The following is a 25,304-nucleotide window of genomic DNA, read 5'->3' on the forward strand; positions in this document are numbered from 1 at the left end:
CCTAAAAGTTCTGGAAAGTTCCGGATTTTTCAATTTAGGACAGGGAACAAAAGATCATATAAGGGTTGAAAGCTGACACAACTGGCATAAGCTACCTCATGCCCGATCAACTCCAGAAGTTACCATCAAAATTTTACATCTAGATTTCTATCAACATATGAGAGCCACGGTGAACAGGGTTCAAACCATCTCGAAGGGGAAAAATCATGCCCACCCTAGGTTTCAAGAATCTTCCTCTACCTGCAATTCCATCATGTCCATTCAACTAGGGAAATCGCTCCAACCCCTCATTGGTTTGGCGATCGCCACCTTAACCTCAGCTGTCTGTGTTTCACCAGGATTTTCTCAGACCCCAACCCCTTCAGGCACAACCCAGATACCTGTCACGCCTGCTCCCGTTGCTCCCGCTAATTCGCCTTCCCCATCGCAACCCGAAACAACCCTACCCTCCTCGGAAATTATTCCCAACTCGGCTGTAAGCCCAGTTCCAGTCCCCGGACTTGCACCAAATGCTGTGCCCAACCGGACATTAATTCCTCCCTCCCAAGCGGGTACAACCTCTGGTGAAGACACTTATCTGTTGGGAGCGGGTGACCAAATTGGCATCAATATTTTCGATGTTCCTGAGTTAAGCGGCGCAGATGGAACCTACACAATTTTAGTAGATGGCTCAATTAATCTTCCCTGGGTAGGCAGAATTTCACTTCAGGGGTTAAGTCTTGAACAAGCTTCTAGCAGGCTGGCGACTGCCTATGCTCCCTATATTCGAGATCCGCAAATTACGGTAAATCTTCTGACCGCTCGGACGCTGAGAATTAGCGTTGTCGGCGAAGTGAAGCGTCCAGGCTCCTATATCATTAGCCCAGCCGGAACAACGAATCAGATTTTAGTGGGAGAAGCAGGAGTTGCAGGAGGTGGAGCCGCCAGCCAATGGCCCACCGTAACCCAAGCCATTCAGTCGGCAGGCGGAATTACGCAGCTTGCCAATCTCCGTCAGATCCAAATTCGTCGCCCCGTCCCCAATGGTTCAGAGCAGCTCATCGACTTAAATCTGTGGGAACTGCTGCGGACAGGTCGCATTGGTCAAGACATTACCCTGAGAGACCGAGACACACTCATTATCCCTAAGGCTGAGACAATTAGCCCCGATGAGGCGCTGCTGATCGGTTCTGCGAGTTTTGCACCAGAAACCATGCGAATCAGCGTGGTGGGAGAGGTTGCGACCCCTGGTATTGTTGAGGTATCGCCCAATACCTCCCTAAATCAGGCATTGCTATCTGCCGGGGGGTTTGACAAGCGCAGAGCCAGAACTAGCCGAGTTGACTTAGTTCGCCTGAACACAGACGGGACAGCCGTAAGGCGAACCGTCAAAATTGACTTGGCATCTGGCATTAGCGAGGAAACCAATCCTTCACTCCGAGATGGTGACACTATCATTGTGGGACGCTCTGGACTCACTGGGGTGAGAGATTTCCTAGATGATGTGTTTGGACCTTTCGATGGCGTTGTAGGGAGGATTTTCGATATCTTCAATATTGGTGATTAGGGAATATTTGCCATTGGTAGAGTTGCCGGAACTTAAAGCGATGCTCCTGTATCAAGTTGAGTAAATGTCAATTTTAATGAAGTGGTAGTTGTCGTACAGGTTACAGTTTAGAAACAGGGTCAAACTGCCAGCGAGTCTCTAAAGTTCAGCAAATTGGAAACATGAAGAGAAACTGCTGAAGTGCATGCTGAACAGGTATGAAACCACTACTGAAGATTTAGTCATAATTTTGGAGACACAGCATTTAGCTTTTCCATCCCAGAGAGTGGTTTACTTTAATTAGCTCAAGGGGTTAGAGGCTTAAGAGTTGAAGGCTTAGGGAGAGTCCACGCCACTTTCCGGACGTTAAGCCTGAGTTGGTAATAGCAACTCGTATTTTCTTGGAGTGGGTTACTTAAGCGACACAGAGGTCAACATGGAGACAGAACAGACATCTCAAGCCCTAGCTCCTAAGCGGAGCCGATCGCCTATCCAGTCGCCGCAAAGTGAATCGGATGATTTGGACAATCCACCAAATAAAGGGCTTAATCTGCGATCGCTAGGCAGAACAATGCAGCGTCAGTCTTTGCTGATTGCAGGAGTGGCAACTGTCGTCGCAGGTGCGGCTGCGCTCAATGCCATCAATATGCCGCCTGCTTATCAAGGCGATTTTCAGCTTCTTGTTGAACCTGTGACCAATGCCGCTAGAAGCGTTGATCCTCTGACGGTGACTCGCACAGATGGCGCTGTTCCGGGTCGTGATGCCTTCACGTTGGACTACCCTACCCAGCTTCAAATTTTGCAAAGCCCCCAGCAGCTAGATACCATTACCCAAGAAGTTCAGAAGAAATATCCAGACTTCTCTGTTGAAGAGCTGCGCACGGGGTTAACTGTAGGACGGTTGGTAGATCCAGATGCGCCTGATCCGACCAAAATTATTGAGGTTACCTATAGAGGTGGTGATCCGGGTCGAGTGCAGGAAGTCTTACAAATCACGGCTGATCAATACTTGCAATACAGTTTGAACAATCGGAAAGACAGCTACAGCCAAGGGATTAAGTTCATCGAGGATCAACTCCCTGAAATTCAGCAGCGCGTCAGTAAGGTTCAAGATGAGTTGCAACGCCTTCAGCAGCAGTATGCTGTGATTGATCCCGTGGCTCAAGGCGGGCAGCTCTCAGGGCAAATTAACGATATTTCTACGGAGCAGTTAGCCAGCCAGCGAGAGTTGAAGGAGCAGAGAACGCTCTACGATAGCCTCCAGCGTCAGCTTCAATTGTCTCCACCTGAAGCTCTTGCCGCCTCTGTTGTGAGTCAAGATCCCAACTATCAAGCCACACTGGGAGCCATGCAAGAGCTTGATGCCCAGTTAGCGATCGAGAGAGCCAGATTCAATGATGCCAGTCCCATTGTTTCTGCTCTACTACAGCGCAAAGAGAATTTAGAAAAATTGCGTGATGAGCAAATCAAAGGCATCTTGAGGCAGAATTTGCCCGGTGGTTCGCAAGATAAAGTCACGCCCTACCAGAACGAGATTCGCTTAGGGCTAATTCAGCAGCTTGTAGCGACTGCCAACCAGCTTCAAATTTTGGAAGTTCGCAATCAGGAGATTAGTCAATCTAGAGGTGATGCTGAGCGTAAGCTCCAGCAATTTCCCGCTGTCGCTCGTCGCTATGCAGATTTGACACGAGAACTGGAAATTTCAACTCAGACGCTAAATCGCCTGCAAACTCAACGGGAAACGCTGCGGGTTGAGTCAGCTCAGACCCAAAAACCCTGGGAAGTGATTTCCAAACCCTCCATCCCTCGGAATGCCGAAGGCACGCCTCAAGCCGTACCCAACAGAGCCTCTAACTTAATTATTGCAGGTGCTGGATTAGGTCTAGTCTTGGGGACGCTTTTGGCGCTGCTGCGAGAAAAGTCACGCAACGTTTTTTATACGGTTGATGATGTTCAAGATGCTGTGCAGATGCCTTTAATTGGCATTATCCCCTTCTCTAGAGGGGCAAAACAATCTCTTGATTTTCCAGTTGGCTTTGATACCACTAGAGAGGAGGAGAGTCGGCTTGAGACAGCTTCTTTCCGCGAAGCATTTAGCGACCTATACTCGAATATTCGCCTTGCCGAACCCCCCATTCGATCGCTCATGGTCTGTTCGGCTCAGGAAGGAGATGGTAAAACAACGATCGCCCTCTACCTGGCTCAAACCGCAGCCGGAGCCAATCAGCGGGTGCTGCTGATTGATACCAACATGCGATCGCCACAAATCCACACTCGGCTGAATCTTCAAAACAAAGAGGGATTGAGCGATCTGTTGACCAGCAATCGCAATCCAGATGATTTGAGGCTAGTCACGTTGTCTGAGAATCTGTTTGTGCTGCCCTCTGGTCCTTCTGTTGCTGGTGCGGCGCGGCTGCTGGGAAGCGATCGGATGCAGTTCCTGATGGAGCAGTTTCAATCCAAATATGATCTGGTGATTTATGACACCTCGCACCTATTTGGCTTGACAGACGCTAGCTTCTTGACAACCCATGTCGATGAAATCTTGATGGTGATTGCAGCGGGCAAGACAAACCGCACTGCTGTCGAGCGGGTGCTGAATAAACTGATTGCTCTCCGTGCTCCTGAAGTTAACTTAGTGACAAACTATCTTCGGGAACACAACAGCCCAAATAACGTCTACAGCAGCTACAACCCCAATGTCAGCCGCAGAGGAAATTAGAAGATTCAAGGAGATTAGAAGCTTTCACTTGAATCTTCCTTGACAACACCCTCAAATTGAGACGCTGCTAGTGTCTTAGGGACAATTTTGTAAGAGAGGTGCAGAGCGCTTCTCTCACAAAATTACCCCCTAACTTAAAAAATAACGCCTTAAATTGATAGACGACCGACCAGCTTAGGCTGTAAGCGAGACGAAGCTGCTAGTCGAGACGAAGCGATCGCCGGATCGTTGGGTTGTGCTACTAGGGTAAGCACGGTGACTTCGGGCGGGCAAAATAGCCGTCCTGGTGGATAGGTTCCCAAGCCGCGATTAACGTATAGACCGTTGGTTCCCACATAGTGAAATCCTTGCGCCCATTCCCAGTGCTTAACAACCTTGTGGTGTTCTTCACGCATATAGGGAATCCAGCTCCTTAGCTGCTTAGGTATAGAGCGGCGAACTGTTTGGTACCAGGTTGGAACAGGTCCCAATCCAGGTATGACAATTTGTCCGCCATGGGTATGTCCAGATAGCTGTAAATCTACCCGCCAGTTTTGGAGTTTTACCGCACTGTCGGGATTATGGGACAGGACAATTCGAGGAACAGAAGGGTCAAGTTGGGACATGGCGATCGCCGGATTAAACTCCCGCGACCAAAGATCTGCTAGCCCCACGATCGGCAGCTCTTGACCGAAGGGATAAGCAATTTGATTCCACAGCACTTGAATTCCTGCTTGGTCGAGAGCCAAACTCACTTTTTCTTTAGAGCCGTTGGGATAAATGTCATGGTTGCCCAGCACTGCATAGACTCCTAAGCGACTTTGCAACTGCTGTAGTCGCCGCGCTAGCTCCTTGATCGGACTGGGATCATCTGTGACGTAATCTCCGGTCAAAACCACCAGATCGGGGATGACTTGATTAGAAGCAACGATCGCCGCCTCTAACATTTGATCCGATAATCGCAGCCCGTCAAAATGCAAATCTGAGAGTTGAACGATTGTGGTTCCATCCAGAGCCGCAGGTAGTCCGGCAATCTCAATAGAGAGGCGATCAACCCTCAAAGCTCCTGAAAATAGTTTATGCATGGCGCTGAGTCTTCTCCTGAGCGGTCACTTCAGCCTAGCAAAGGAAGCAGCCATGCCATATGTCATCCAGACAACACAATTGGCGCGTAGATTTATGAAGATGAGAAATTCACAAAGACGAAGAGTTACATTTCATATGGGGCAATTGTTTTAAGAAAGGTCGACATAGCCGCCCTTTCAGAGGTAAGAACAAGGTCTATGAGAGCCTCAATTAGAAGCCAATTGATGTGAAGTTTGTTTATTTTGCCTTGTGATCCGCGATCGCCTGATTCTAAGTTTGGGGAAGCCCCCATAGCTTAAGTCTTTCTAAAGCTTGTGCATAATTGAGGGTCAAAGTCCTGAATACTGATGTAATCGTTGATCAAATTTCAGAGATTTTCTAAATATTTCAAAGGGGGTCGAAAAGCCCGGTCTTAAAATAAATACAAAACTCAATCTTGAGATTAAACAAATCGCCATAACTGTTTCATTGCCAGAGAATTAGGGCAAAGTAGTGATGTGGTTAATACCTAAACTGCTGGGGAATACGTTTTAAGAGGGTACCTTATCAAGATGTCTGTCGTTTTACAAGTAGCGGGTCGATCGATCACAGCTGATGAGATGCTGCCCTTGATGGCAGGCTATCAAATGCTGCCACAGTTCGTGCAAGAGATTTTGATTGATCAGGCTATTGCTAGCATTGAGTGCGATCTCGAAGAAAGCACGAGTGCTGCCCAGCAGTTCTATACCCAAAATCAGATTACGAATGACGAGGAACTGCAAGCCTGGCTAGGGCGATATGGCATGGTTAAAGCTCAGCTAGAATCTCTAGCAACCCGTGAATTGAGAATTGAAAAGTTCAAGCAATCTACCTGGGGATCTAAGCTAGAGTCTTATTTCCTGAGCCGTAAAAATCAGCTCGATCGCGTGATTTACTCGCTCATTCGCACTCAAGATGTCGGAACGGCTCAAGAGCTATACTTCCGCATTCTAGAGGGCGAACAGTCGTTTGCAGAGCTGGCTCGGACTTACTCTCAAGGCCCAGAGGCTCAGACTGACGGCCTGATTGGGCCTGTCGAGCTAAGCGTACCCCATCCTGTTCTGGCACAGTTGCTATCGTTAAGCCAGCCTGGGCAGATCAACCCCCCGACCCGCGTGGGCGAATGGCTAGTTTTGGTTCGGTTAGAAAAATTCATTCCTGCCCAAATGGACGATGCGATGCGTCGCCGTCTATTGACTGAATGCTTCAATACTTGGCTGCAAGAACAGCTAAGTCAAATCGGTTCTCTAGCTCCCGGTGGTTCTGCTGCAATTTTTACTGCCCCATGACTTATACCAAAACTACGGTTCAAGAATTTCTAGCCTCGATCGCCCCCTTTAATGAGTTAGATTCCAGTGCCTTAACTCAGCTCACGGAGCAATTCCAGCTCTTGCGTTATCGCATGGGGCAAGCCGTTGTCGTCCGAGACAAAATGCCTGCGCAGGTTTCGATTCTCTATGAAGGGCAGGTGCGGCTCTTAGCCTACGATCCGCGTACGCAGAAGCCTGTCACCTTATCCTTACAGCAGCCAGGAGCAATTCTGGGCTGGGTGGGGCTGATGCGGGGAGTGCCTTGTGAAACGGCGATCGCTTCTCAAGAGACGATTTGTCTAACCCTAGAAGCCGCAGATTTTCTAGCGCTGCTGGAGCGTGAGCCGAAACTTGCCGCTGCATTTCGTAACCAGGCTCCTCTAATTGAGATCTTTGACCTTCTGGGCGCTGAACTCCATCGGCAGGCGATCGGCGATGTCGATCTTAAGGAAGTTTCGCTTCAGGCAGAGTCCCAAGCCGTGGTTTGCAACCTGCCGCCCGGTCAAACGCCTATTAGCCAACTAGAGCGCGATCGCGTTTGGCTGGTCAGCGGTGGAGAAATCAGCGGCTATCCGGCAGGAAGTCGAATTGAGCCGGGAACGGCTGGCTTGACCTCTCTAGAAGTGTTGGGAGATAAGTCTGCTCGTGTGATTGGCTTTCCCGGTTTTGTAGAGGAAGAAGTTTCATCAAGCCACGAGAATTTCTCTACAGAGACAGTACCCCACACAGAAGCCGATATTCCCTTTGCGCCCGATCGCCCGCCCGCCCTCGATCCGGCAATCCTTGCCCGCCCAACTGGCTCTACCAAAAATTATCCGTTTATCCGAGGCAAAGGTCAGCTAGAGGAGGCGATGGCCTGTCTGCAAATGCTCTGCCAGCACCTCAATATGCCCTTCCGTCGGGATGTGATCAAACGGGTGCTGGTCAACCAGGTGGAGCGCAATGGCAGCATTTCTCTAGAGCTATGCGGCGCAGTTTCAGAAATGATGGGTCTGCATGCCCAGTTGGTGACAGTACCCTCTAGCGCGGTGGGTCGGCTAGAAGCTCCGGCGATCGTTCAGTGGCAAGGCTCTTTTGCCCTGCTGTATGAAATTACCGAACGTGAGATGGTAATTGCAGTTCCAGAACTGGGGCTAGTTCGACGCAAGCCTGCCGATTTTGTGGAAACCTGGGGAGAGCAGGGCGAAGTCTTGCTGCTAAAATCCACTCGCCAGACCCCTCAGAAGCGGTTTGGGCTAGACTGGTTCCTGCCCTCCATCAAGCGCCATCGCCGGGTGCTGATCGAAGTCTTTGTGGCTTCGTTCTTTGTGCAGCTTTTCAATCTGGCGAACCCGCTGATGATTCAGGTGATCATCGACAAGGTGATTATTCAGAAGAGCGCCGACACGCTGCATGTTCTGGGGATTTTGCTGCTGGTGCTGGCGGTATTTGAGGCAATCCTCAGCAGTTTGCGAACTTACCTGTTCGTAGACACCACCAACCGGATTGACATGACCCTAGGGTCGGAAATCATTGATCACCTGCTGCGGCTGCCCCTGCGCTATTACGAACGCCGACCTGTGGGTGAGCTAGCAACCCGAATTAACGAGTTGGAGAATATTCGATCCTTCTTGACCGGGACAGCGCTGACCGTGGTGCTAGATGCCATTTTCTCGGTGATCTACATTGTGGTCATGTTTATCTATAGCTGGCTGCTGTCACTGGTTTCGCTGGTCACGATTCCCTTCTTCGTGCTGCTAGCAATGGTGGCTTCACCGATTATTCGTGATCAGCTCCGAGTCAAGGCAGAACGCAATGCCGAAACCCAGTCTTACCTCGTAGAGGTGGTGAGCGGTATTCAAACGGTCAAAGCGCAGAACATGGAACTACGGGCGCGCTGGCAGTGGCAGCAGCGCTACGCCAGATATGTCAGCGCTGGCTTCAAGACCGTTCTAACTTCCACAACCGCCGGATCGGCAAGTAATTTTCTAAACCAGCTTTCGGGTCTGCTGGTGCTGTGGGTTGGGGCTTACCTAGTGCTAGAGAATCAGCTAACCCTAGGTCAACTGATTGCCTTCCGAATTATTGCGGGTTATGTGACCAGTCCCTTGCTGCGTTTGGCACAGCTCTGGCAGAACTTCCAGGAAGTGGGGCTATCGATCGAACGTTTGAGCGACATTGTAGACTCGGCTCCAGAGGCGGATGAACTCGATCGCCAAAATATTCCCATGCCAACAATTGAGGGTCTGGTTAGATACGACGATGTCTCCTTCCGATTTGGCACTAGCGGGCCACTCCAGCTCAGCAGCGTCAGCCTGGAGTTTCCTGCCGGGGCGTTTGTGGGCATCGTCGGGCAAAGCGGTTCCGGTAAGAGTACGATGATGAAGCTCTTGCCTCGACTCTACGATCTAGAGTCTGGACGCATCTTGATCGATGGCTATGACATTGGCAAGGTGGAGCTATATTCTCTGCGCCGCCAGATTGGGATTGTGCCGCAAGACCCGCTGCTGTTTGAGGGCACGGTGCAAGAGAATATTTCTATTACCTGCCCGGATGCTTCGCCTGAGGAAATTATCCGAGCGGCTAAGATCGCAGTTGCCCATGAGTTCATCATGACGCTGCCCAATGGCTACAATACACGAGTAGGGGAACGAGGGGCTTCGCTCTCTGGCGGTCAGCGGCAGCGGGTGGCACTCGCCCGAACGGTGTTACAAAACCCGCGAATGCTAATTTTGGATGAAGCGACGAGCGCCCTAGACTATGATACCGAGCGACGGGTTTGCCTCAATTTGGCGGAAGCTTTTGACGATCGCACGGTCTTCTTCATCACCCACCGCCTCACGACTATTCGCAACGCCGACATTATTCTCCTGATGGATAAAGGCTCTCCAGTTGAGCAGGGCACCCACGAAGAACTGATGGCACTCCGAGGACGGTACTACTGTCTCTATCATCAGCAAGAGGCTGAGCTGTAGCCTGTTCTGGAACCCCATTCAGCACTCTACCTCAATCCAACCTAACAATCTCCGCTAAAATCCTCACTGACGAAGGAATCCCCCCTATGAATGGACACAACGGCGCTAATGGTGCTCAGAATGGTTCTAATGGCAAGGCGACCAAGGCTAAGGCTGGCGGTTTAGTCAAGCTAGCGTTAGGCAAAAAGCCTGTTTCCGCCCCTTCTGAACCTCCTGAACCGATTAATCGGACAGAGGTTTTTGATCAGCCTATCATTTTGCAGCAGACAAACCGATGGTCGCAGGGGATTGTCTGGGCAATTGTGGGCGTGACCTCTTTCGTGATTATTTGGGCTTGTGTTTTTGAAATTGAGGAAGCTATTCCAGCACAAGGAGAGCTGAAGCCCCAAGGGCAAGTGCAGCCTGTTCAGGCTCCTGTAGGTGGCGTAATTAAAGAAATTTATGTCAAAGACGGTCAAGCCGTGAAGCAGGGAGATTTGCTAGCACGGCTTGATCCCACCGCAGCCGAGGCGCAGCAGCAGTCCTTACAGCAGGTCAAAGATTCGCTGCAAAGGCAAAATGGATTTTATCGATCGCAGCTCTCAGGAGCCAGCATTCCTACCTTAACTGAAGCACAGCAGCTCAAGCTGCCGCCGGAAGTTTTGTCGTTGACCGCCAATCGCGCCTCTTTAATTGATGAGAATCGTCTGTATACGGCACAGCTCAATGGCACCACCGCAGGGCTAGCGGCGGATCAGGTTGCCCGCGTTCAGTCAGGCTTGCAGGAGTCTAGCTCTAGAGCTGCCGCCGCTCGTCTGGAAACATCTCAGTTGCAGGAGCAGCTCAACCAAACGATTTCTCAATTAGAGTCTGCAAAAAAGACGTTGGAGATTGATAAAAGCGTCTACGCTGATTTGGCGACGCTGCTAGAAGAAGGCGGTATCCAGCGGCTGCAGGTTACCCGGCAACAGCAGCAGGTCATCGCGTCTCAGGCTGAGGTGGATAAGCAAATTTTAGAAAAGCAGCGCTTGGAGTTTGCGATCGCCCAAGCTCAGCAAAGGATGACCAACACGATGGCGCTATCAGACAACGATCTGCGCAATAAAATGGCAGAAAACGACAAGCAGCTTGCCTCACTAGATACTCAGTTAAACAAGGCGATCGTCGATAACGAAAATCAAATTTCTGATATTAACAGCAGGCTGAGCGAGACGGGCGTAACCCTTAAATACCAAGAGCTACGTTCTCCGGTCGATGGCGTAATCTTTGACTTGCAGGCCAAAGGACCGGGTTTTGTGGCAACGACCACGGAGCCGATTCTGAAAGTGGTGCCAACTAACAACCTAATTGCAGAAGTCTACATTACGAATCAGGATATTGGTTTTGTGAAGACCGGAATGCCTGTGGATGTGCGGGTAGATTCGTTTCCTTTCAGCGAATTTGGCGATGTTCAGGGCAAGCTGGTCAATATTGGCTCTGATGCTTTGCCGCCTGACCAAATTCATCCCTACTCCCGTTTCCCAGCTAGGGTGGAGATGGAAAAACAATATGTAGCGGTTAGCGGGAAGGAAGTACCGCTCCAGTCTGGGATGTCCGTAACCACAAACATCATTACCCGTAAACGGACGATCATGAGCATCTTTACCGATATGTTTACCCGCAAGATCGACAGCATCCGCACCGTACGCTAGGCTGCCCTCCACGAAAAAACCGCGCTGCCAGCAGCGCGGTTTTTTCGTGGGAAATGAGTTAGCCCAGCGCTTCGGCACCACCAACCACCTCAAGAATTTCTTGAGTAATGGCTGCCTGACGCGCCTTGTTGTAAGACAACGTCAGCGTTTTGATCAACTCTTTCGCATTTTCACTAGCGTTGTTCATTGCTGTCATCCGAGCTGCCAGTTCGCTAGCAGAGGCTTCTTGCAGCGATCGCAACAGCTGGTTGTTCAAGTACAGCGGCAGGAGCGCATCAAGAATCTGCACCGGGTCTTGCTCAAAAATCATGTCTTTTGGCAGCGGGTCAGATTCAGAAACATCCACTTTCTGCCGTTCCACCTGAAAGCTGCCATCTCTGGAGGTCAACCGGAAGATTTCGTCATCAGCGTTTTCAATGCCCTGCGGGTCAAGTGGCAGAAGAGTCTGAATCACGGGACGAGAGCTAATCAACGAAACAAACTTTGTGTAAATCAGCTCTACATCGTCCACTTTCTCAGAGAGAAATAAGGACAACAGCTCGTCCGCAATTTGCCCTGCCTCATCCGCAGAAGGAATCTGGTTAAGATTGGCAAAAGTCGCGGCGATCGGCTGATTCCGCCGCTGAAAATACTGAATCGCCTTCCGCCCAATCAGCACCAGCTGGTAATCTAGCCCTGCATCCTTTAATTCTTTAATGCGGATTTCCACGCGCTTGATGACGCTGGCATTATAGCCACCGCATAGACCGCGATCGCCCGACACCACCAGCAAACCCACTGTCTTCACCTGACGCTTTTTCAGCAGAGGCAAGTCGGCTTCCTCAAACTTGAGGCGAGACTGCAAGCCGTAAAGCACCTGAGCTAGACGATCGGCAAAGGGACGCGTTGCCGTTACCTGCTCCTGAGCGCGGCGCACCTTTGCTGCCGCCACGAGCCGCATTGCTTCCGTAATCTTTCGCGTATTTTTGACCGACTGAATGCGATCGCGAATTTCCTTTAAGTTAGGCATAAATGAAAAGAATAGAAGAACAGGAAAACGAGGGAGCTAGGGCAGCAAATGCCGCCACTAGCTCCTAGACTCTCTTAGGCAGAAGCCAACATCGTCTTTTTCACTTCAGCGATCGCTTCCTTCAGCAGACCCTCCGCTTCTTCACTCAGAACCTTCTGAGTGGTCATAATTTCCATGTACTTGGGCTTGCTGTTTTTCAGATAGCTGCGTAGCTCTTGGGTATACGCCGTAACCTTCTCAACGGGCAATTCGTCAAGGTGACCATTAATGCCAGAGTAAATGATCGCCACCTGTTCACCCACTGACAGCGGTGAATACTGAGGCTGCTTGAGAATCTCCCGCAGTCGCTGACCGCGAGACAGCTGATTCCGCGTCGTTTGATCTAGGTCAGAAGCGAACTGAGCAAAGGCTTGAAGCTCGTCAAACTGCGCTAGCTCCAGCTTTACCTTACCCGCAACTTTCTTCATTGCCTTGGTCTGCGCAGCAGAACCCACGCGAGACACCGAGATACCAGGGTTAACCGCCGGACGCTGACCTGAGTTGAACAAGCTGGAGGTTAAGAAGATCTGACCGTCAGTGATGGAAATGACGTTAGTTGGGATATAGGCCGACACGTCACCCGCCTGGGTTTCGACGATCGGTAGAGCCGTCATACTGCCTTCACCCAGCTCAGGGCTAAGCTTTGCTGCCCGCTCTAGCAAGCGAGAGTGGAGGTAGAACACGTCGCCGGGATAGGCTTCACGACCGGGCGGACGACGTAGCAGCAGCGACATTTGGCGATACGCCTGCGCCTGCTTCGACAAGTCATCGTAAATCACCAGCGTATGCCGACCCTTATACATGAAGTACTCAGCCAGGGTTGCACCCGTGTAAGGAGCCAAATACTGAAGAGCTGCCGGGTCATTAGCGTTTGCCGCGACAATGATCGTGTAGTCCAAGGCGCCCTTTTCTCGCAGGGTTTCAACGACCTGAGCTACCGTAGAAGCCTTCTGACCAATCGCCACATAAACGCAGATAACGTTCTCACTCTTCTGGTTGAGGATCGTATCTACCGCGATCGTTGTCTTGCCCGTTTGGCGATCGCCAATGATCAACTCTCGCTGACCCCGACCAATAGGAATCATGGCATCGATCGCCGTAATTCCGGTCTGCATCGGCTCATAGACCGATTTCCGCTCAATAATTCCAGGAGCCGGAGACTCAATCAGGCGGCTCTCGGAAGAAACCACATCACCCTTGCCGTCTAGCGGACGTGCCAAAGCATCCACCACGCGTCCAATCATGGCATCACCCACCGGAATCGAGGCAATCTTGCCAGTGGAAGTCACAGAACTACCTTCCTGAATTCCCAAGCCTGTGCCCATCAGCACCACGCCAACGTTGTCTTCTTCCAGGTTCAGGGCGATTCCGACTGTACCATCTTCAAATTCCAGCAGCTCTCCAGACATCGCCTGTTCCAGACCGTAGACACGGGCAATCCCGTCCCCAACTTGCAGGACGGTACCCACATTCGTGGTTTTCACGTCCTGATCGTATTGCTCGATCTGCTGGCGAATGATGCTACTAATTTCGTCAGGTCTAATACTGATTGACATCTGTCGTTCTCTCTAATTGAAAAATGGAGGACAAGGAGTATCTGTAGCGCTAAATCTCGAATATTAAGCCCCTAGCTTCATCCCAATTCGGCGAAGCTGAGTCTGCAGACTGGCATCCACTACCTGAGAGCCAACCTTAATAATGACTCCACCCATCAGATCAGGATCGACGGTAAGCTCTAGCTCAACCTGCTCTGACTGAGTCATGCTTAGAACCTTCTGGCGAATTCCGTTTTGCTGCTCTTCGCTCAGCGCGACCGCTGAAGTCACCTCTGCGAGGACGGCTCTGCGGAGCTGACGTAGCAACACCTGAAACTGCCGGAAGATATCTTCGACGAAGACAATGCGACCGCGATCGACCAACAGCAGAATGAAGTTGAGCGTGTAGGCATGAAGCTGATCGCCCATGACCTGCCGGATCACTCGCTTCTTCACGTCCGCTTCAAACAAGGGGCTAGACAAGCAGGTTCTGAGATCCTGAGATTCAGACAGCACTGACAGCACTGAGCTAACGTCTTCACCAATGCGATCGACCTGATTGCTCGACTGCGCTAATGACATCAGCGCCTGAGCATAAGGCTCAGCAATTTCACCGGAAACTAGACTAGACTTCATCAGCTTCCTCCTATTGTGGCTATGCTGCGCTCAATCAACTGCTGCTGAGTCTCTGGATCCAGACCCGATCGCAATTGAGACTCAGCCCGTTGAACCGCCAGTGCCGCAATCCGCTGCCGCACTTCGCTGATAATTTTCTCCTGCTGCGTATTCAGATCCTGAGCCGCAGAAGCTCTCATCCGCTCAATGTCCGTCTGCGCCTGAGCGAGAACCTCACCCCTGACTGCCTCAGCCCGTCCTTCAGCTTCAGAGCGAATTCGAGCCGCCTCGGTCTGCGCCTGAGCCAGCTTCTGCTGCTGATCTGCCAATGCCGCCGCCGCCTTCTGCTTCCGCTGCTCAGCATCTTTGATAGCTTCTTCAATTTTCGATCGCCGCTCCGAAAGGGTTTTACCCAAGAAGCCTCGACCAAAATAAATCAGCACACCAATGATAATAGCCAGGTTGATAATGTTAGATTCAAGAAGATTGAAGTTCAGCCCGAACCCTCCCCTCTCTGCTGTTTCAGCAACTTCTGCCGTCTTAGCAGCCAGTAAAATGAAGCTCTCCATAATTCCTATCTCACCATAACTCTCGTCTCAAAAGTAGCTTTGCCTGTAGCTATCTCGCCTAACTAGCCAACCGCCTGTGCGCCCAAGAGCTTTTCCAAGATTTGCCGACTCAGAGCGTCTACCTGCTGTTCCAAAGACTGCATAGCCTCTTGCTTCTGCTGGTCTAACTGCACCTGCACTTGCTCACGCTGTAGCTGAGCCTCTTGCTGCACAGCCGCCATCTGTTGAGAGGCGGTTTGCTGCGCATCAGCCTGAGCATCAGCAATCACCTTTTGCGCCTGACGACGGGTATCAGCTAGCTCCTGCTCATACTGCCTTGCCATGGCTTCAGCCTTAGCAAGCCGTTCTTTAGCATCAGCTTGATTGGAGCGGATGAGGGCATCTCGATCGTCAATTGCCTTGCCGATTGGCTTGTAGAACAAAGCGTTGAGGACAGCAACCAGCACTAAAAACTGAATCGCCATGATGGGTAGGGTCGCATCAATGTCGAACAGCCCACCCTTGCCCTCTGCCGCCGCTTCAGCCGCCAGCAGGATTGTTGAATGAATCATATTTAGTTACCCCCTTGACACTGGAGGGGTTAAACAACAAGTGGAAGGATCAAAAATAAGGGATCGCGCTTAGCACTGTGGAGGCGCTGCGTACAGCACCTCCACAACCAAAGATCGTTATGCGAAGGGGTTAGCGAATAGCAGCACTAGAGCTACAACCAAGCCGTAAATGGTTAGCGCTTCCATGAACGCCAAGCTCAACAGCAACGTACCCCGAATTTTGCCTTCTGCTTCAGGCTGACGAGCAATTCCTTCAACAGCCCGACCTGCCGCATTACCTTGACCAATACCAGGACCAATCGCGCCCAAACCGACAGCCAGAGCGGCAGCGAGAACAGAAGCAGCAGCAACCGTTGGATTCATGATAATCTTCCTTACCTTAGATGTAGAACTAGATCAAACGAACGTTATCAGCGTCAGCAAGCGTTTTCACGCTGCATACAGTTTCAGGGTGCAGACGCTCGGATGAGCACATCTAGCAGCCGAAACACTCAGGGACAAGGGATACTATCCCGCGAAAGCCAATCTCAAAAGAGATTAATGCTCCTCGTGCCCTTCACCGTGATCCTCCATGGCTTCCCCAATGTAAGAAGCCGCCAGCGTCGCAAAAATCAGTGCTTGGATCGCGCTCGTAAACAAGCCCAACGCCATAACGGGCAGCGGAATAAATAGGGGAACCAGGAGAACCAGCACCGCTACCACCAGTTCATCTGCCAGGATGTTGCCAAACAGACGAAAGCTTAGGGAAAGCGGCTTAGTGAAATCTTCAATAATTTTGAACGGCAACATAAAGGCGACGGGCTGCACATAGTTGCCAAAGTAGCCTAGACCCTTCTTTTTGAAGCCCGCGTAGAAATATGCCAGGGAGGTGAGCAGTGCTAAGGCGATCGTCGTATTGATATCGCCTGTAGGAGCAGCCAGTTCCCCCTCTGGAATCCGAATCAGCTTCCAGGGAATCAGTGCACCTGACCAGTTGCTGATGAAAATGAACAAGAACAGCGTACCAATGAAAGGAACCCAAGGTCGATATTCCTTTTCACCAATTTGCGTCTTGGTCAAATCCCGGATGAATTCTAGCGCATACTCCATCAAGTTCTGGGTACCCGCCGGAACTAGCTGGATTTTGCGCGTTGCCAAAATGGAGGCAATCACCAGCACCCCAATGACGAACCAGGAAGTCAGCAAAATCTGACCATGAATTTCCAGATTGCCCAAGTGCCAATAAAACTGCTTGCCCACCTCTAGCTCGGCCAGCGGGAAGGCATTGAAGGTAGTGAAAGCGTTCAACGTTTCCATGCGAAGAAAAATTCCCAGAATCTTAAAGGAGTGCTAGGATATCCTGAAACTATTGGGAATCAGGTAAGATTGTCGTTTGCAGCATATAGAAAATGATCGCTGCCTTGTAGGTAAGGAATCCTAGAAAAATGGGTATGATTTGCAGCTCATGCAATTGAGAAGCTACGATAATCACCCCAATCAGGACGGCGAGTCGGGAGCTGCCCAACTGCTTTCTTTGCCTACCAAGCTGCGCAACATTTCTTGCCAACATCCTCAAGTAAACCACACCTGTGCACGCTCCAAGCAGGTAATTAAGCGCAATATTAAGTGAATAAAAAATCCAAACGGAGAAAAAGATAATCCCTGTCAGGATTAGTGTCAGACTCAGCAGCTTTTCCTGTAGCTGGAAATACTCCTCCATGGATGCGTCTGGCTCTGGGGAGAGCACGATCGCCACCCCTACAGACTGCACTTCTACAGGTTGCGCTGTCGCAGTATTACCTGTCACGGGCACCTGCGGATTGGAGCTTGATTCGGCTGCGGTTTCGAGAGAGGGATCTGGCGAATTCACAATTCTTGCAACCTAATAATTCTTGCAACCTAATAGCGTTTGACTGCTATTAGAGCTTGGAACCTATGCTCAGTGTGTGTATCAGGGCTAAACGCAGCCCCTAAAAATCATATCACTGACGAGTAACAATACTTATTAGATATTGGATTAGATATTGAACAAATTGGACATCAGATTTTCGTCAGTTTTTGGGGATGACAAAAAATTCTGCTATTTCCAAGAAGTGAGGATTCCCAGCCAAGACCAAAATTCCCAGAAAGTAACAAAGCTTAAAGCTACTCTCATGTAAGCATCCATAATCCTTTATGATTTGCCCTATGGGTTAGGTCGGGAAGCTATACACTTCTTAATAAAAGCGTGCAGGGACCCGAAACGTTCTAATTTAGAAAGATAAGCCAATTAACTTAGACAGCTAACTCAAACGGTCTTTTGGGTGAGGTCGGTGATATTTTCACGGGATGCCCTGACTGAATGTCTTAACTGCCTCTCTTAACCGAGAATCGCTTAATCCGCGAACGGTTGGCGATGCTGGCTAGGCGGCACCTTAAGCACGTCTAACGCAATCATTAAATATAGGGAGCTTTTGGAATCCAATGAGTGTTAAGGCAAGTGGTGGAAGCTCTGTTGCACGTCCGCAACTCTATCAAACCGTACCTGTCGCAACCATTTCTCAGGCCGAACAGCAAGATCGCTTTCTGGGGCGCGGAGAACTCAGCGAGTTGTCTAGCTACTTTGGCTCTGGGCTGAAGAGAATCGAAATTTCACAAATTCTTACTCAAAATTCAGATTTGATTGTTTCGCGGGCAGCTAACCGCATTTTTGTCGGCGGCTCTCCTATGGCTTTCTTGGAGAAGCCTAAGGACGACGCTCCCATCTTAGTGACCATGGGCGGCGCCACTCTGGATGCTCAGGAATCTAGGAGGCTGGGAACGGCGACCTATGTATCGAGCGGCAGTGGTGGCATTCTTGAAGGACTTAAAGCGCTATTCTTGACTCCTTCATCGGGAAGCGACACTACACCCGCGGCTTTCCGCCCCATCAACGTATCTCGTTATGGACCGCGCAACATGCAGAAATCTCTGCGTGACCTGAGCTGGTTCTTGCGATACATCACCTATGCGATCGTCGCGGGCGATCCAAACATCATTGCGGTCAACGTTCGGGGATTGCGGGAAATTATTGAAAATGCCTGTTCTGCCGATGCGACGATCGTGGCTATTCAGGGGATGCGAATTGCGGCTCTCACCTACTTCCGTCAGGATGCGGATGCGACGGCGATCGTTTCTCAGTATTTCGAGGTGTTGCTGACCGAGTTCAAAGGTTCCACGCCTTCGGCTAAGGTGCGGCAGCGTCCCACGGGCGATCAGCAGGGCTTACAGCTTCCTCAGATTTACTTCAATGCGTCGGAGCGCCGTCCGAAGTATGCCATGAAGCCCGGTCTGTCTTCTACAGAGAAGATTGATGTGGTGAAAGCAGCTTATCGTCAGGTGTTTGAGCGAGACATTACCCGTGCCTACTCCCTCAGCATCTCTGATTTGGAGTCGAAGGTAAAGAATGGCGACATCTCCATGAAGGAGTTTATCCGCCGCCTTGCCAAGTCGCCGCTGTACCGCAAGAATTTCTTTGAGCCTTACATCAACAGCCGCGCTCTAGAGCTGGCTTTCCGCCATATTTTAGGTCGTGGTCCTTCTTCCCGTGAGGAAGTGCAGAAATACTTTGCGATCGTTTCCCAAGGCGGTTTGTCGGCTCTAGTCGATGCGCTCGTGGATTCTCCAGAATATTCTGATTACTTTGGCGAGGAAACCGTTCCCTACCTGCGGGGCTTGGGTCAAGAAGCTCAGGAATGCCGCAACTGGGGACCTCAGCAGGACTTGTTTAAGTTCAGTGCGCCGTTCCGTAAAATTCCGCAGTTCATCACCACCTTTGCGCGGTACAATCAGCCGCTGCCCGATCAGCATGTTTATGGCTCTGGCAACGATCCCCTGGAGATTCAGTTTGGTGCAATCTTCCCGAAAGAAACTCGCAACCCCAGCACTAGCCCTGCTCCGTTCGGTAAGGACACTCGCCGGATTTTGATTAATCGCGGCGCGGGCATCAACAATCAGCTGAGCAATCCTGGTGCTAGGGGTGAGGCTCCTGGCTCTTTGGGACCTAAGGTGTTTAAACTAGAGCAGCTTCCCAACTACACGGGCACCTTTGCCAAGCGGGGTAGTTTTAGCAGCGGTTCTGGCGGTGGCACCAAGGGCATCAGCATCAAGTTCACCGAAAGCTCGACGCAGGCCGTGATTCGTGCCGCCTATCTACAGGTGTTTGGTCGCGAAGTCTATTCTGGTCAGCGGCTGACGGCTGCCGAAACTTTCTTGGAAAATGGGCAGATTCCGGTGCGCGAGTTCATCCGGCAGTTAGCGAAGTCTGACACTTTCCTCAAGACCTACTGGACTCCGCTTTATGTGGTGAAGGCGATCGAGTATATTCATCGTCGTCTTATGGGTCGTCCCACCTACGGTCGTCAAGAGATCAACGCCTACTTTGATATCGCGTCAAAGAAAGGCTTCTATGCCGTGGTGGATGCCATCCTCGACAGTTTGGAGTATAGCCAGACCTTTGGTGAAGATACCGTTCCCTATGAGCGCTATTTGACTCCCGCAGGTCTAGCGATGCGCACCAGCCGCGTTGGCAGCATCGTGGACAAGGGCGCACGCCCCGAAGTGGAAGAAACGCCGATGTTTGTGCAGATGGGCGCAGTGGAAGACAACCGCAGCGTTGCTGACGTTGAGTTCCGCACCAATCAAGGGGTGAGCAAGCAGCGTGAGCAAACTAAGGTGTTTAAGCTCACGGGTCAAGGGGCAACTGAAGTTCAAACGGTAATTCGGGCTGCCTACCGCCAAATCTTTGAGCGCGACATTGAGCCTTACATTATCCAGAACGACTTTGTCTCGCTAGAGAGCAAATTGCGGAATAACGAGCTGAACTTGAAGGAGTTTGTTGAGGCGCTGGGCACCTCTCGCTTGTATATCAAGGAGTTCTACACGCCCTATCCCAATACCAAGGTGATTGAGCTGGGAACGAAGCACTTCTTGGGTCGTGCGCCGATCGATCAAGCTGAAATCCGCAAGTACAACAAGCTGCTGGCGACTGAAGGCTTGGGGGCATTCATTCAGGCGATGGTTAACACCGTTGAATATGCCGAAAACTTTGGCGAAGACACCGTGCCCTACCGCCGTTTTCCAACGCTGCCTGCCGCTAACTTCCCCAATACCAATCGTTTGTACGATCAGCTCACCAAGCAAAATAAGGATGTTGTGATTCCTAGCTTTGAGCCAGTCAAGCCTCGCATGGACATCTCTAAGATGCCTCTGATGAGCAAGGCGATCGCAGATAATGAGAAGCAAGCCCGTCAAAGCACTCAGGCTACGCTGGTAGAATCGGGTCGTTCCATTGCTAGTGTTGCCGAAGTGGATGTGGCGACACGTAAGCCCACCCGCATTTACCGTTGGTATCCTCACTCAGACTCTACTGAGCAGGAGCTGGTAATCAGCACTCTCTACGGACAAATCATGGATCTGCATGATGAGCAGGTGCCTAGCGAACTGCGCTCTGTTGAACTGGAAAGCCAGCTGAAGCGTGGCGAAATCTCGATGCGGGAATTTGTGAAGGCTCTTGCAAGCTCAGAGGCTTACAGCCGTCGTTTCTATCTGCCTTATCCAAACACTAAGGCGATCGAGCTTCTATTCCGCCATATCCTGGGTCGTGCCCCGGCTGCATCCGAAATTCAGCAGTACAATCTGCTGCTATCGGGTGACAGTTTGAAGGCTGCCGTGGAGGCAATGGTGAATAGCGCTGAGTATGCCCGCTACTATGGCGAGGATATGGTGCCCTACAATCGCATCTAGACGATAGGCTGCGGATAAGCTGCCACAAATTGCAGCTTTGAATCCCTCTGATTAGCTGGCGACCTGCAAGCGGATCAGAGGGATTTTTTGTAGGATCTGGATGGAGTTTTGGGAAAGCGATCGCTACTCCAATCCTGCGCCAAAATCTGAATTTGCTTATATGATTCCGGGGTAGCTGTGAAAATTTTAGGAACCCAGCAAACACTGAGCTTGCCAAGGTTTAAAATACTCAGTATATTTGTACTAACTTTAGTTGTAGCCGAGTGTACATCAAGCGCGTTGAACTCACTCACTTCAAATCCTTTGGCGGCACAACGCAGGTTCCCTTGCTGCCAGGGTTTACAGTGGTTTCCGGTCCCAATGGCTCCGGCAAGTCCAATATTTTGGATGCGCTGCTGTTTGCCCTTGGGCTTTCCAGCTCCAAAGGAATGCGGGCTGAGCGTCTTCCTGACTTGGTGAACCAGAACCAAACGAGTCGAGGAAAATCGACCGTTGAAGCTAGCGTAACGGTGACGTTTGACCTAGGGGAGGCGATCGATAGCCAGGATCAAGAGGGTCACGATCAGAATGACCAAAATAGAGCAGAAGACGAGGCAGCCGAAAGCTCAGATTGGACGCATGATCAAGATGCTGAGCGACAAGCATCAGGCAATGGCGCAACTCCTCCAGCGCCCGCTGAACTCCTGCGTGAATGGACAGTCACCCGTAAGCTGCGTGTCACCCAGCAAGGAACCTACACCTCTAACTATTTTATCAACGACCAATCCTGTACTCTAACTGAGCTGCACGAACAGCTTCACAAGCTGCGAATCTATCCCGAAGGCTACAATGTCGTGCTGCAGGGAGATGTCACCAGCATTATTTCTATGAATCCGCGAGAGCGACGCGAGATTATCGATGAATTGGCAGGCGTAGGCGCATTCGATCGCAAAATTCACCAGGCAAAAGACAAGCTAGATGCTGTCAAAGAGCGGGAAGAGAAGTTTCGGATTGTTGAAAAAGAGCTGATTGCCCAGCGCGATCGCCTTGCCCAAGATCGCCTCAAAGCCGAAAAATATCAGCGCCTTAAACTGGAGCTACAGGCTAAGAGTCAGTGGGAGTCGGTTCTGCTCTGGCGGGCACAGGAGCAGCAGGTGCGACAGATGCAGGCACAAATTGAGGCAGGCGATCGCACCCATGCCGAACTCAACACACAGCTGATCGCGCTGAACCAGGTGATTCAAGCCGCGATCGTCGAGCTAGAGCAGCTCAACGCTAAAGTCAAGGCGCTGGGCGAAGACGAGCTGTTGGCATTTCAGTCTACCCTGGCAACCCGCGAAGCCGAACTGCGCCAGGTACAGCGCCAAGAGCAGGATTTGGCAACAGCTCAGGCAGAAATCGCGGTGGCGATTGACCGGACTCAGCGCGAGATTCAGGAGCAGGTGCAGCAGGTGCAGCGTCTATCTCAGGAGAGTCAGTCTGTTGAAACTCAAGATCTGGCTAGACTGCGGAGCGATCGCGATCAGGCAAAGCAATCTCTCGATCGACAGCGCGAAGCTGCCACCGCGATCGCCGCTGCCTCCGATGCTTGGGTGCAGGAACAGGCGGCAGTGCGACATCAGATGGAAACTCTGCTCCAGGCTTTAGAGCCTCAGAGAACTGAACAGGCCAAGCTGCAAGAACGGGTCGAGCAGCTGCGGCAAAAAATTCAGGAGCAGAATGAGGGAGTCCAAGCGATCGCCCAAGAAGCTGCGACCAAGCAGGGGCAGTATACCCAAGTGGTCGGGACGCTAAGCGCCTCGCTTCAGCAGGTGGATAGCTGTCAAAAGTCGCTGACTTCAGCCGAGCAGGAGCTGCAAATCCAGCAGGAAACCCAGACGCGATTGCTGCAAGAGCAGCGAGACAAGCAGCGGCAGCTCGACAAGTTGGAGGCTCAAGCTCAGGCAATTCAAGAATCTCAGGGAACCGGAGTCATTGAGGTTTTGCAGCGCGCCAAGCTGTCTGGCATTTGTGGGCTGGTGGCACAGCTAGGTAGAGTTGAGCCGCAGTACCAGCTTGCCCTAGAGATTGCGGCAGGGGCACGCCTCAGTTATTTGGTGGTAGAAGACGATCGCGTTGCCGCTGCCGGAATCCAGACCCTAAAACAGCAGCGCGGCGGACGGGCAACCTTTCTGCCGCTGAACAAAATTCGCGCTTCGCACTTCACGCCTATTCCCGCCTGGAATCGTCCCGATGGCTTTGTAGACTACGCCGTCAATTTGATCGAGTGTGACGATCGCTATCAGGATGTATTTTCCTACGTGTTTGGTAACACCGTGGTTTTTAGTTCACTGCAAGCTGCCCGCAAGGAAATGGGGCAATACCGCATCATTACCCTAGATGGCGAGCTGCTAGAAACAAGCGGCGCTATGACGGGCGGCAGCATCAGCACCCGGCAAGGCACCTTGCACTTCGGCACCGTAGAATCAGGAGAATCTTCTGAAGCCATTGCCCTGCGCGATCGGCTGCATGAACTCGATCGCATTCTCACCCGCTGTCAACAGGCGATTGCGGACGCAGTTGTTGCCGTAAAGACGCGATCGCAAGCGCTCATCGAAGCCCGACAGCAGCATCGAGAAGTGCAGATGAGTGCTGAGCAAATTCAGGCCCAGATCGTTAGCTTTACGGCGCAAGAAGGACAGCTTCGCACTCAGCTTTCTCAAAATATGCAGGAGTTTTCCACGGCTCAGCAGCGATTGCAGTCTCTAGAGCAAGATTTACCCCGGCAGGAATCTGAGCTTCAGCGACAGCGGCAGATTTTGACAGACTTGGAGCAGTCTCAAACCCACAGCGAATGGCAGCAAATCCAGGCGGCAATTCGGGCGCAGGAGTCGCAGTTGAGCGATCGCCAGCTTGCCCTTCAGTCCGCAGAACAGCGTCTTCAAGATCTGAAAAATCAGCAGCAAAGGTTTCAGGAGAAAGTCGAGCAGTCTCAGCAGCGGTTAAAAGAGTATCGCACCCAGCAGACCGCACAGCTCAACCAGACCTCAACCCTAAGCGATCAGCGTTCTGCTCTGACTCATCAAATTACCCAGATTCAAGTCAGTCTCGCTGCCCTAGAGCAAACTCTCGCCTCCGAAAAGCAGGAGCGCGATCGCGCCGAGCGGCAGCTACGAGAGCAGCAAACCCAGCAACAACAGCTAGAGTGGCAGCTGCAAAAGCTTTTGGAAACTCAGCAGACTCGACGACAAGAGCTAATTGCCCTTCAGGAGCAGCTCACGGCTCAGCAAGCCGAACTGCCCGATCCGTTGCCCGAAATTCCTGAAGAGGTCAAAGATCTAGGCACCTTGCAGCATGAATTGCGATCGCTGCAAAAACGCCTTCAGGCGATGGAGCCGGTCAATATGCTGGCGCTGGAAGAATACGATCGCACTCAGGCGCGTCTAGAGGAACTGAGCCAAAAGCTAGGTACATTGGATGAAGAACGCACCGAGCTATTGCTGCGAATTGAAAACTTCACCACGTTAAGGCAACGCGCTTTCAAAGAAGCCTTTGATGCCGTTAATGAAAACTTTCAGACTATCTTTGCTGAACTTTCGGATGGCGATGGCTACCTGCAATTAGATGATCCGCATGACCCCTTTGGTAGTGGACTCAATCTGGTTGCTCACCCCAAAGGCAAGCCCGTCCGACGCTTAGCCTCTATGTCGGGGGGCGAAAAATCTTTGACAGCCCTCAGCTTTATCTTTGCCCTCCAGCGCTACCGCCCTTCGCCGTTCTACGCTTTCGACGAGGTAGATATGTTCCTAGATGGGGCAAATGTAGAGCGATTAGCTAGAATGATTAAACATCAAACGCAGCAGGCTCAATTTATTGTGGTTAGCCTCCGCCGACCTATGATTGAAGCTGCTGAGCGGACGATCGGGGTGACTCAGGCGCGCGGTGCTTATACTCAGGTTCTGGGGCTAAACTTGCAGCCCCAGAGCGCTTCTGTCTAACCAGGTCTGTATAATCTAGTTAGC

General features: G+C 51.3%; 16 protein-coding genes. 7 read left to right on the forward strand and 9 right to left on the reverse strand.

What is annotated here, in order from left to right:
* Positions 1-253 precede the first annotated feature (253 nt).
* Positions 254-1,546, forward strand: coding sequence for a polysaccharide biosynthesis/export family protein (locus AC5JMP_RS17245; protein ID WP_495852716.1), 1,293 nt, complete (start codon positions 254-256; stop codon positions 1,544-1,546).
* 415 nt (positions 1,547-1,961) lie between these two features.
* A complete protein-coding gene (locus tag AC5JMP_RS17250; RefSeq protein ID WP_495852717.1) occupies positions 1,962-4,247 on the forward strand; it encodes a GumC family protein in 2,286 nt (761 codons plus the stop codon).
* 149 nt (positions 4,248-4,396) lie between these two features.
* On the opposite strand, the gene AC5JMP_RS17255 is transcribed toward AC5JMP_RS17250, so the two are convergent.
* Positions 4,397-5,311, reverse strand: a complete 915-nt coding sequence (locus AC5JMP_RS17255) for a metallophosphoesterase (RefSeq protein ID WP_495852718.1) — start codon at positions 5,309-5,311, stop codon at positions 4,397-4,399.
* Positions 5,312-5,863: 552 nt separating this feature from the next.
* Here AC5JMP_RS17255 and AC5JMP_RS17260 point away from each other — a divergent pair.
* The 3 genes from AC5JMP_RS17260 to AC5JMP_RS17270 all read left to right on the forward strand — a co-directional run bounded on the left by AC5JMP_RS17260 (position 5,864) and on the right by AC5JMP_RS17270 (position 11,264).
* Positions 5,864-6,619 (forward strand): peptidylprolyl isomerase, encoded by a 756-nt coding sequence (locus tag AC5JMP_RS17260; RefSeq protein WP_495852719.1) that lies wholly within the window; start codon positions 5,864-5,866, stop codon positions 6,617-6,619.
* Complete coding sequence (locus AC5JMP_RS17265) at positions 6,616-9,594, forward strand: peptidase domain-containing ABC transporter (RefSeq protein WP_495852720.1); 2,979 nt, start codon at positions 6,616-6,618, stop codon at positions 9,592-9,594. Before AC5JMP_RS17260 ends, AC5JMP_RS17265 begins: the two co-directional genes overlap by 4 nt.
* An 86-nt stretch (positions 9,595-9,680) precedes the next feature.
* Positions 9,681-11,264, forward strand: coding sequence for a beta-barrel domain-containing protein (locus AC5JMP_RS17270; RefSeq protein ID WP_495852721.1), 1,584 nt, complete (start codon positions 9,681-9,683; stop codon positions 11,262-11,264).
* Positions 11,265-11,322: 58 nt separating this feature from the next.
* Here the strand turns inward: AC5JMP_RS17270 and AC5JMP_RS17275 are convergent, their stop codons facing one another.
* The 8 genes from AC5JMP_RS17275 to AC5JMP_RS17310 all read right to left on the reverse strand — a co-directional run bounded on the left by AC5JMP_RS17275 (position 11,323) and on the right by AC5JMP_RS17310 (position 17,332).
* The gene (locus AC5JMP_RS17275) at positions 11,323-12,273 is read right to left on the reverse strand and encodes a F0F1 ATP synthase subunit gamma (protein WP_495852722.1); all 951 of its coding nucleotides are present in this window, start codon (positions 12,271-12,273) and stop codon (positions 11,323-11,325) included.
* Between the two features lie 74 nt (positions 12,274-12,347).
* Entirely contained in the window at positions 12,348-13,868 is a 1,521-nt protein-coding gene (gene atpA, locus AC5JMP_RS17280) for a F0F1 ATP synthase subunit alpha (protein ID WP_495852723.1), read from the reverse strand.
* Positions 13,869-13,931: 63 nt separating this feature from the next.
* Positions 13,932-14,483 (reverse strand): ATP synthase F1 subunit delta, encoded by a 552-nt coding sequence (gene atpH / locus AC5JMP_RS17285; RefSeq protein ID WP_495852724.1) that lies wholly within the window; start codon positions 14,481-14,483, stop codon positions 13,932-13,934.
* The gene (locus tag AC5JMP_RS17290; protein ID WP_495852725.1) at positions 14,483-15,031 is read right to left on the reverse strand and encodes a F0F1 ATP synthase subunit B; all 549 of its coding nucleotides are present in this window, start codon (positions 15,029-15,031) and stop codon (positions 14,483-14,485) included. Before AC5JMP_RS17290 ends, atpH begins: the two co-directional genes overlap by 1 nt.
* 62 nt (positions 15,032-15,093) lie before the next feature.
* Positions 15,094-15,582 (reverse strand): F0F1 ATP synthase subunit B', encoded by a 489-nt coding sequence (locus AC5JMP_RS17295; protein ID WP_495852726.1) that lies wholly within the window; start codon positions 15,580-15,582, stop codon positions 15,094-15,096.
* Between the two features lie 117 nt (positions 15,583-15,699).
* A complete protein-coding gene (gene atpE / locus AC5JMP_RS17300) occupies positions 15,700-15,945 on the reverse strand; it encodes an ATP synthase F0 subunit C (RefSeq protein ID WP_495852727.1) in 246 nt (81 codons plus the stop codon).
* 174 nt (positions 15,946-16,119) lie between these two features.
* Positions 16,120-16,878: a F0F1 ATP synthase subunit A gene (gene atpB, locus AC5JMP_RS17305; protein WP_495852728.1), complete on the reverse strand. Its 759-nt coding sequence runs from the start codon at positions 16,876-16,878 to the stop codon at positions 16,120-16,122.
* Between the two features lie 49 nt (positions 16,879-16,927).
* The gene (locus tag AC5JMP_RS17310; RefSeq protein ID WP_495852790.1) at positions 16,928-17,332 is read right to left on the reverse strand and encodes an ATP synthase subunit I; all 405 of its coding nucleotides are present in this window, start codon (positions 17,330-17,332) and stop codon (positions 16,928-16,930) included.
* A gap of 692 nt (positions 17,333-18,024) precedes the next feature.
* Between AC5JMP_RS17310 and AC5JMP_RS17315 the strand changes: the two genes are divergently transcribed.
* Positions 18,025-21,324, forward strand: coding sequence for a phycobilisome rod-core linker polypeptide (locus AC5JMP_RS17315; RefSeq protein ID WP_495852729.1), 3,300 nt, complete (start codon positions 18,025-18,027; stop codon positions 21,322-21,324).
* Between the two features lie 263 nt (positions 21,325-21,587).
* Entirely contained in the window at positions 21,588-25,280 is a 3,693-nt protein-coding gene (gene smc, locus AC5JMP_RS17320) for a chromosome segregation protein SMC (protein WP_495852730.1), read from the forward strand.
* Positions 25,281-25,304 lie beyond the last annotated feature (24 nt).

This window comes from Drouetiella sp. (genome assembly GCF_059504425.1).